General features: G+C 48.7%; 6 protein-coding genes and 1 pseudogene. 6 read left to right on the top strand and 1 reads right to left on the bottom strand.

Going from position 1 to position 6,926, the window contains the following annotated elements:
- Positions 1 to 26: 26 nt before the first annotated feature.
- The 5 genes and pseudogenes from ACR2PX_RS06470 to ACR2PX_RS06450 all read left to right on the top strand — a co-directional run bounded on the left by ACR2PX_RS06470 (position 27) and on the right by ACR2PX_RS06450 (position 3,318).
- A pseudogene (locus ACR2PX_RS06470) lies at positions 27 to 1,022 on the top strand (major capsid protein).
- Positions 1,007 to 1,306 carry a hypothetical protein gene (locus ACR2PX_RS06465; RefSeq protein WP_433998545.1) on the top strand — a complete coding sequence of 100 codons (300 nt, stop codon included), beginning with the start codon at positions 1,007 to 1,009 and terminating at the stop codon, positions 1,304 to 1,306. Before ACR2PX_RS06470 ends, ACR2PX_RS06465 begins: the two are co-directional and overlap by 16 nt.
- The gene (locus ACR2PX_RS06460; RefSeq protein ID WP_433998544.1) at positions 1,290 to 1,898 is read left to right on the top strand and encodes a hypothetical protein; all 609 of its coding nucleotides are present in this window, start codon (positions 1,290 to 1,292) and stop codon (positions 1,896 to 1,898) included. The genes ACR2PX_RS06465 and ACR2PX_RS06460 overlap by 17 nt, the downstream gene beginning before the upstream one ends.
- A gap of 249 nt (positions 1,899 to 2,147) precedes the next feature.
- A complete protein-coding gene (locus ACR2PX_RS06455) occupies positions 2,148 to 2,549 on the top strand; it encodes a hypothetical protein (RefSeq protein WP_433998543.1) in 402 nt (133 codons plus the stop codon).
- 25 nt (positions 2,550 to 2,574) lie between these two features.
- Positions 2,575 to 3,318: a hypothetical protein gene (locus ACR2PX_RS06450; RefSeq protein ID WP_433998542.1), complete on the top strand. Its 744-nt coding sequence runs from the start codon at positions 2,575 to 2,577 to the stop codon at positions 3,316 to 3,318.
- Between the two features lie 147 nt (positions 3,319 to 3,465).
- On the opposite strand, the gene ACR2PX_RS06445 is transcribed toward ACR2PX_RS06450, so the two are convergent.
- On the bottom strand, positions 3,466 to 4,713 hold the full coding sequence (locus ACR2PX_RS06445; protein WP_433998541.1) for a hypothetical protein: 1,248 nt from the start codon (positions 4,711 to 4,713) through the stop codon (positions 3,466 to 3,468).
- Positions 4,714 to 4,888: 175 nt separating this feature from the next.
- Between ACR2PX_RS06445 and ACR2PX_RS06440 the strand changes: the two genes are divergently transcribed.
- The coding region (locus ACR2PX_RS06440) for a tape measure protein (protein ID WP_433998540.1) at positions 4,889 to 6,926 on the top strand (2,038 nt) is incomplete at its 3' end.

The raw sequence follows: 6,926 nt of genomic DNA, 5'->3' as shown, positions 1-6,926 counted from the left end.
ATCATTCTCAGAACAGGAGAGCAGGGATGAGCTTACTGGATATTTTTAACAACGACGCCTTCAGTCTCACCAGCCTGACCGCCACACTCAATGAACTGCCTTATAAACCAGGACGTATTGGTGATTTGGGGCTGTTCACCGAAAGTGGCATCAATACGACGACGGCCATTGTAGAGTCCCGCAACGGTGAGTTGATCTTGCTCCCTACCTCCGAGCGTGGGGCTCCGGCTCCCCAGGCCAAAGGGGGTAAACGCAAGGTACGCAGTTTTGTGATCCCTCATATCCCCTACGACTCCACCATTGTGGCGGATGAAGTGCGTAATGTACGGGCCTTTGGTTCGGAGAGTGCGCTGGAAGGGGTTAAAACGGTCGTTAATCAACGACTGGCGTCCATGAATGCGAATCATGAAGTGACTCTGGAACATCTCCGGTTGGGAGCGATCAAGGGCCAGATTCTGGATGCTGATGGTTCCAGCATTATCTATGACTTGTTTCAGGAGTTTGGCGTCACCCAGCAGACCCATACCTTCAAATTCAGTGTCGCCGAGACCGATGTCCGACTGGAATGTGTTGGTCTTCGGCGCAAGGTAGATAAAGCGCTGGGGGCACAACCGTATAACGGATTAAGAGGTTTCTGCGGAGCTGACTTCTATGATGGCCTGGTGGGTCATGACTATGTCAAAGACGCCTACCATCGCTTTCAAGACAGCGCCTTACTTAGAAACGACCCCAAGGCTGGCTTCCGGTTTGGCGATATTGACTGGGAAGAGTACCGGGGGCAGGTGGGCGATCTCCCCTTTATCAAAGCCGATGAAGCCTATGTGATCCCGGAAGGCACCGGCATTTTCAGAACCTAGTTTGCTCCGGCGGACTTCATCGAGACCGTCAATACCATCGGTTTACCCCGGTACGCCAAGCAGAAAATCATGGACTTCGACAAAGGCGTTCAGGTCCACACCCAGTCCAACCCCCTGCCTATCTGCCTGAAGCCAAGAGCCGTGATCAAATGCAAGATGAGCTGAATGATCTGAACCGGCAGGTGCTGGCCACTTTTGGTGAGCCGGTTACTCTGAAGCAGTCAAGCAACAACGTGTTGGCAGTATCAGGCATCATTACCAGGGAGCTGCTGCCTACAGGTCCCTATGAACAGGTGCTGCAAGAGGTCACTACACTGGCGTTGGCTACGGATGTGAGAGTCACTCGGGGTGATGAAGTGATCTCAGCAGAGCAACGCTGGGTCGTAGACCGGAAACTGAAAGGCGATGGTCAGATGCACTGGTGGTCACTCCATGAAGCTGGAACTTGAACTGGATGACAGCATTGAAGAACTCATCAGTGACTTCCAGAACACACCGGATAAACTCCAGCTCGCCATCCGAAGAGCATTGAGGAAGCTATCCCGATTTACTGAGCGACGAACCCTGAGAGCATTAGCCCGGGAGCAAGGCATCACCCAGAAAAAGCTGAAAGAGCTGGGCCGGGTCAAAGTTAGCCTTCTGAAACCGGGTGAGCGGGGCAGTGAAGGCTACAGTCTGGTGATCTGGATCGGTGCTTGGGACATCCCGGCTCATTATCTGGGGAAACCCAGGCAAACCAAATCGGGCGTCAAAGCTGGCAAGCACTTCTGGGAAGGAGCCTTTTTGATGCAACCAGTCAATGCTCCGCATCCCATGGTCTTCAAGCGAAAGACTAACTGGCAGTACAAATACCAGCGTTCAAGAAAATCAGGTCGCATGATGTGGATGGGGTTGCCTTTGGAAAAGCAGTCCCTACCCATGATGCAGAACGCAACTCAGGTACTGGAGAAGCTTCAGCCGGTGTTGCTGGAGCGGTTTGCCATTCTGATGCACCAGGAATTGAATTTCATCATCCATGGAGCCGGTACCCCGTCTGCCTGAATTTGATAGGTTCAGTGGTTCGTAAAGCGGTCATACGCAAGGCGGACTTGTGCAGGAAGACCGGGGTCTTTCAAACAAGCCCAACGAAGTCGGATGGCCGCTTTACGAGCCACCCGGAGGGCGACAGCCTGAGCCTTCAGCTCTGCGTTGCATCGGCTTGAAAGACCCCGCTCTTCCTGCACCGTTGCGCCTTGATCTGAAGACTCAGGCTGTCGCTGAACTTATCAAATTCAGGCAGACGGAGTACTAATGCTTAATCCAGAGCAACAATTGGTCACTATCTTGATGGAAGCTCTGGAATCTGCTTGTGACCAAGTATTGCTTGGCTATGCTGCCACCGGGATTGAACAGGACCTGAAGCCGCCAGCCATCTTGGTGCAACTGGAATCGATCAGCGAGTTGCAACAACAGGGCAGCCGTCGTAAAGATCAATGGCTTTTTAATCTCAGTGCTGTGGTGCCCACCAATGACCAAGCGACTTATGCCTTGCTGGCATTTACCCGAACGATTCAGCAAGCCCTGAGTAATGATAAAGCACTGGCAGAGCAATGCCGTAAACTGACTTTCTCTGAAACCCAATTTGATATTGCGCCCAGCCAGGGGCAGTTGTCTTTTGCAGATATCACCCTGACCCTCGAAACCGTCTTTTAAATCCTCTTCAAGGAAGGAGATCCTTATGTCCACTATCGACCGCAGCTTTATCGGCGCAGGCAGTATCCATATTCAGCCCTATGACAAATCCGCGCCACTGTTACCCATTGGCAATGTCAGCGAGTTCAATTTCAGCTTTGAAGAAGATAGAAAAGAGCTGAAAAACTACCTGGGCGGTGGCGGCAATCGCAATGTTATCAGCCGGGTGTCGGGCATTACGGCCAACCTGGTGGCTCATGACTTTACTGCCAGTAATATCTCCCTGGCCCTGAGAGGTAATGTCACCGCAGCCTCAACTACACCGGTCACCGATGAAGAATTGGCAACTCACGGTGTAGCCGGTGAGCTGATTCCCTTCAAGCGACTACCGGATCTGAAGCAGACCATTACTGTCAAAGACAGCCAGGACGTAACATTGTTAGAAGGCGACGACTACGAACTGATGAAGTCCGGCATTCAGGTAGTTGATGGCGGGGGTATTGATGATCAGGGTATCAAGGTCAGCTACACACCGCTCAAGGCTAATATGGTACAGGCTCTGGTAGAGTCTGGTCGGGAATTTACTCTCTTTATGGAAGGGCTGAACGATGCTCAGGAAGGTTTACCCTTCAATATCCGGGTGCATCGGGTGAAGTTCTCACCAGTGCAGAATCTGGGCTTTATCTCTGATGACTTCGCCAGCATTCCCTTGCAGGTGGATGTGCTGGCGGATACGTCGATTGCAGGGAATGGGCTGAGTTCGTTTATGCAGTTGGATCTGGCTCAATAGTACTACATATAGTAATTTACACCTATGTACTGAAGCAAACATATAGCGTACATAAATCTTTCTCGATTGTTCCCCTTGCATCCAAATACTTATCAAGCCGAACACTAATCGTATCGGCTTGTGAATTTGGTTCATGAGCGTTTTGGTTTAGTTGTCTTTTGGTATGTGATATAGCATCACTGCAAGCTTAACGATTCTGTTTCTATCGCCATTTATATGAAACTCATAATTCAACCAGGTTTCATCACTTTCACTTGTTTTTCTGATATAATTCTGGTGCTCAGAAATACATGATTTTGCAGTATCAATTACTGATGAAAATTCTTTATTCTGAACAAACATGATAACAGCTGCTTTTGAGTCTCTCCAAGTTAAATAATTTAATAACTGCGAGATAGTACTCAGAAAACTTTTTTGGCCTCGCCAAAATTTGCATTCTCCAATAAATACATTGCTGCTTTCATACCTTAGCAAAATGTCAGTTTTACCTTTTTTATTAAAAGTCTCCCCGGTAGCGGAGCCATCGAAGTTTGGCTCTAACATCATTAAGAAATGATCTCTTAAATGCTCTTCTTCTTTTCCAGAATATAAGCTTGGAAGGCGTTCAAACTCCTTGCCTACATCATGAATCATTTTAAGAATATCTTGGTATACAGTCTGGTCTAAACAAGGCTCAGGTGAATACCCTTTCTCATGAACTACGGGCTTTTGAAGAGCAACTTTTTTACGTTTTTGAGGAGCTGGGACTGAAAAGGTTGAAGAAGCAGATGAGTTTTTTTTCAGCGGTACTCCCAAGGCAGATAGAACTCCAATATTGGACTTTATTCTTTCTTTTCTTCGATTGAAGTATTCTTTAATTTCTTTTTCTAAATTAGAGTTGTATGACTGAAGCTCATTCAAAATATTTTTGTGCTGTTTTGTTATAGAGCTTAAATTGGAGTTTTTCTGTCTGACGATATCATCGGGGTTGTCATTGAAGTTGATTACTTCAAAGCAAAATTCGTTTCCATTTATTTCAACATCCATGCTCCAAAGAATCCTTGAGCTTGGGATACATTTCAATAATTCTTTTTCACCACTAAAGGGAATATGGAACTTTATAACGTCCTTTTTATATGATGTTCCTCTCTGGACGAAAAACGAGTTGGGGAAATATTCAGCAGGAATCATTTGTTCGCTTGAAGAGGCATAAATTTTATCGATATGAATTTCAAGCTCATCCATGGTGGCTTCTGATACTTTGAAGCTAACATAGTCATTCTCGTTTACGTTGAGAAGGTAATCATCATTCTCAGATTCAATCGTCTGTAATACTTGTCTTTTTTTGGAATCTAAAAAGGATCTCAGCTCTTTTTCTGCAAAAATCTGAGTGCTTCCATATCTGTTTCTGTGCATTTTTTCAGTCTCAAACTGGCCGTTAAAATCATAACTTTCTATAAAGCTGATTTTGCGTATTCCAACGATAAATGCAATAGCTTCAGCTTGGTAAGCTGATGCAGAGAGTAATCACACACGCAGCAAGCCCTCTTTGAGTTGACAGCGTTTACTCATAGTGGCCGACGGAGGAATTATGTCTTCAGTAAAGGAATCTGCCCTTCGGCTGGTACTAAAAGCCAAAGATACCCTATCCAAAACCGTCCTCCAGTCAGTCTCCTCTCTTGAATCCCTCCGCAATGAAGCCAAAACCCTCAAGCAAAAACTGTCTGACTTGCAGAAGCAGGATCGTTTGTTGTCGTCTTTTCAAAAACAGACAGCAGCAGTTCGAGATACAGGCAAAGCCTATCGTGAGGCGGAAGCCAGGGTTGAGAAGCTGGCCAGGGAGTTTCAGCAGACTGAGAAGCCTTCTCGTTCACTCCAGCGCTCTCTGGAATCGGCTCGTAAATCAGTAGTATCAGCCAGTCGTGCTTATCAGGCTCAGCGGCAGAAACTGGCCGGGTTACGCAGGAGTCTGGAGCAGGCAGGTCTTTCCAACCGAAACCTGTCTGCCCAGCAGCAGCGTCTGCAAAAGGAGCTGAAAGAAACAGCCTCAGCTTTGCAGAAAGTGGATGTCAGAGCCAAAGCTTCTGCTCGCACGTTTAAACGTCTCGGCTTCCGGCAGCTGGCTCGAGATGCGGATCGAGCATCAGGCAGCATGGGTCGTCTATCTCAGCGGTTAGGAGCTCTGGTGGCGGCCAGTGTTGGTTTGTATACCGTCAAACGGGCGATTCAGGGTCTGCTGGGAACGGGTGACCAGTTTGAACGGTTGCGGGTGCAGCTCAATGCTGTAATGGGCTCAGTGGCTGAAGGCGAGCGAGCTATCCAGTGGATCAAGCAGTTTACCCGTGAAACCCCATACCAGCTGGAGCAGGTAGCGGACGCTTTTGTACGACTGAAGGCGTTTGGTCTAGATCCTATGGACGGCAGTATGCAAGCCATAGTGGATCAGGCTTCCAAACTGGGTGGGGGTATGGAACGGCTGAACGGCATTTCCCTGGCCGTTGGACAAGCCTGGGCCAAGCAGAAACTGCAGGGAGAGGAGATTCTTCAGCTGGTCGAGCGGGGTGTACCCGTTTGGGAAATGCTGGAGAAAGCCACGGGCAAGAATGTCCAGGAACTGCAGAAACTCTCCACCGCAGGCAAGCTGGGACGGGATACCATTGCCCTGCTGATTGATGAAATCGGCAAGAGTTCTGCCGGTGCCGCCGAGAATATGTCCTTGCTGTCCGGTTACGTCAGTAACCTGAAAGACACCTGGCAGAACTTCCTGGATGAAGTGGCTCAGAGTGGGGCGCTGGAATACGCAAAAACTCAGCTTAAAGGGATTTCTAATCAAGTCAGTGTGATGTCAGAAGATGGTCGTTTGTCACGATTAGCACAATCCATTAGCGATGCGTTTGTGCAGATGGGGGAGGCCATCAAGGCCAATTTCTCGGGGCTGACGTTTGAACAGTTGGTTGAGCGTGTTCGTTCCACCAGTCAGAGTATCGCCTCGGCGCTGGCCAGCCTGAACAGTACCTTTACTTTGACCGGTAATGCCATTCAGCTGTTTTTTAATGGTTTCACGGTGGCCGTTAAAGGCTTCGGTCTGGTGTTCAGCTCTGTTATCGCCTCCATTACTCAAAGTACAGTCAAGCTATTTAGTGCCTTTGGAGCGGAAGAGTCTGCCCAAAAGCTGCAGTCTTTCAGTGACTCGGTCAAGGCGGTATCAGCAGGGTTCAAAGAGGCAGTGAAAGAGGATGTTCAGGATATAAATAACACCTGGCAAAGCTTGAGTGATGCCATTGTTCAGGCCAGTCAGGATACTCAGCAGACCATTCGCACCGAGAGCCAGAAAACGACAGAGTTCGTCGAACAGGATGTCATCAAACTCAACTCGGTCTATGTGAAGTCAGCACAGACCGCTAAAAAAGCCTTTACGGATGCGGCTGACGCACTCAAACAGATCAATGCCGCTGAAACACGCACCGAGCTGGCTAACCTGGCAGTGGAACTTTCAAAGGGGTTCGCCGAAGGCACCTTGACCCAGGAGCAGTACAACGAAGCCCTGGAAGCCAGCCGACAGAAACTGGCCGAATTGGAAGACGGTGCCCAGTCCGCAGCCGATGCCGCCCGATCTCTGGGTGATGCCG

The organism is Endozoicomonas sp. (assembly GCF_051008435.1).
Classification (GTDB): Bacteria; Pseudomonadota; Gammaproteobacteria; order Pseudomonadales; family Endozoicomonadaceae; genus Endozoicomonas_A.
Note: the sequence above shows the minus strand (reverse complement) of the source record. Positions and strands in the feature narration are given on the sequence as shown.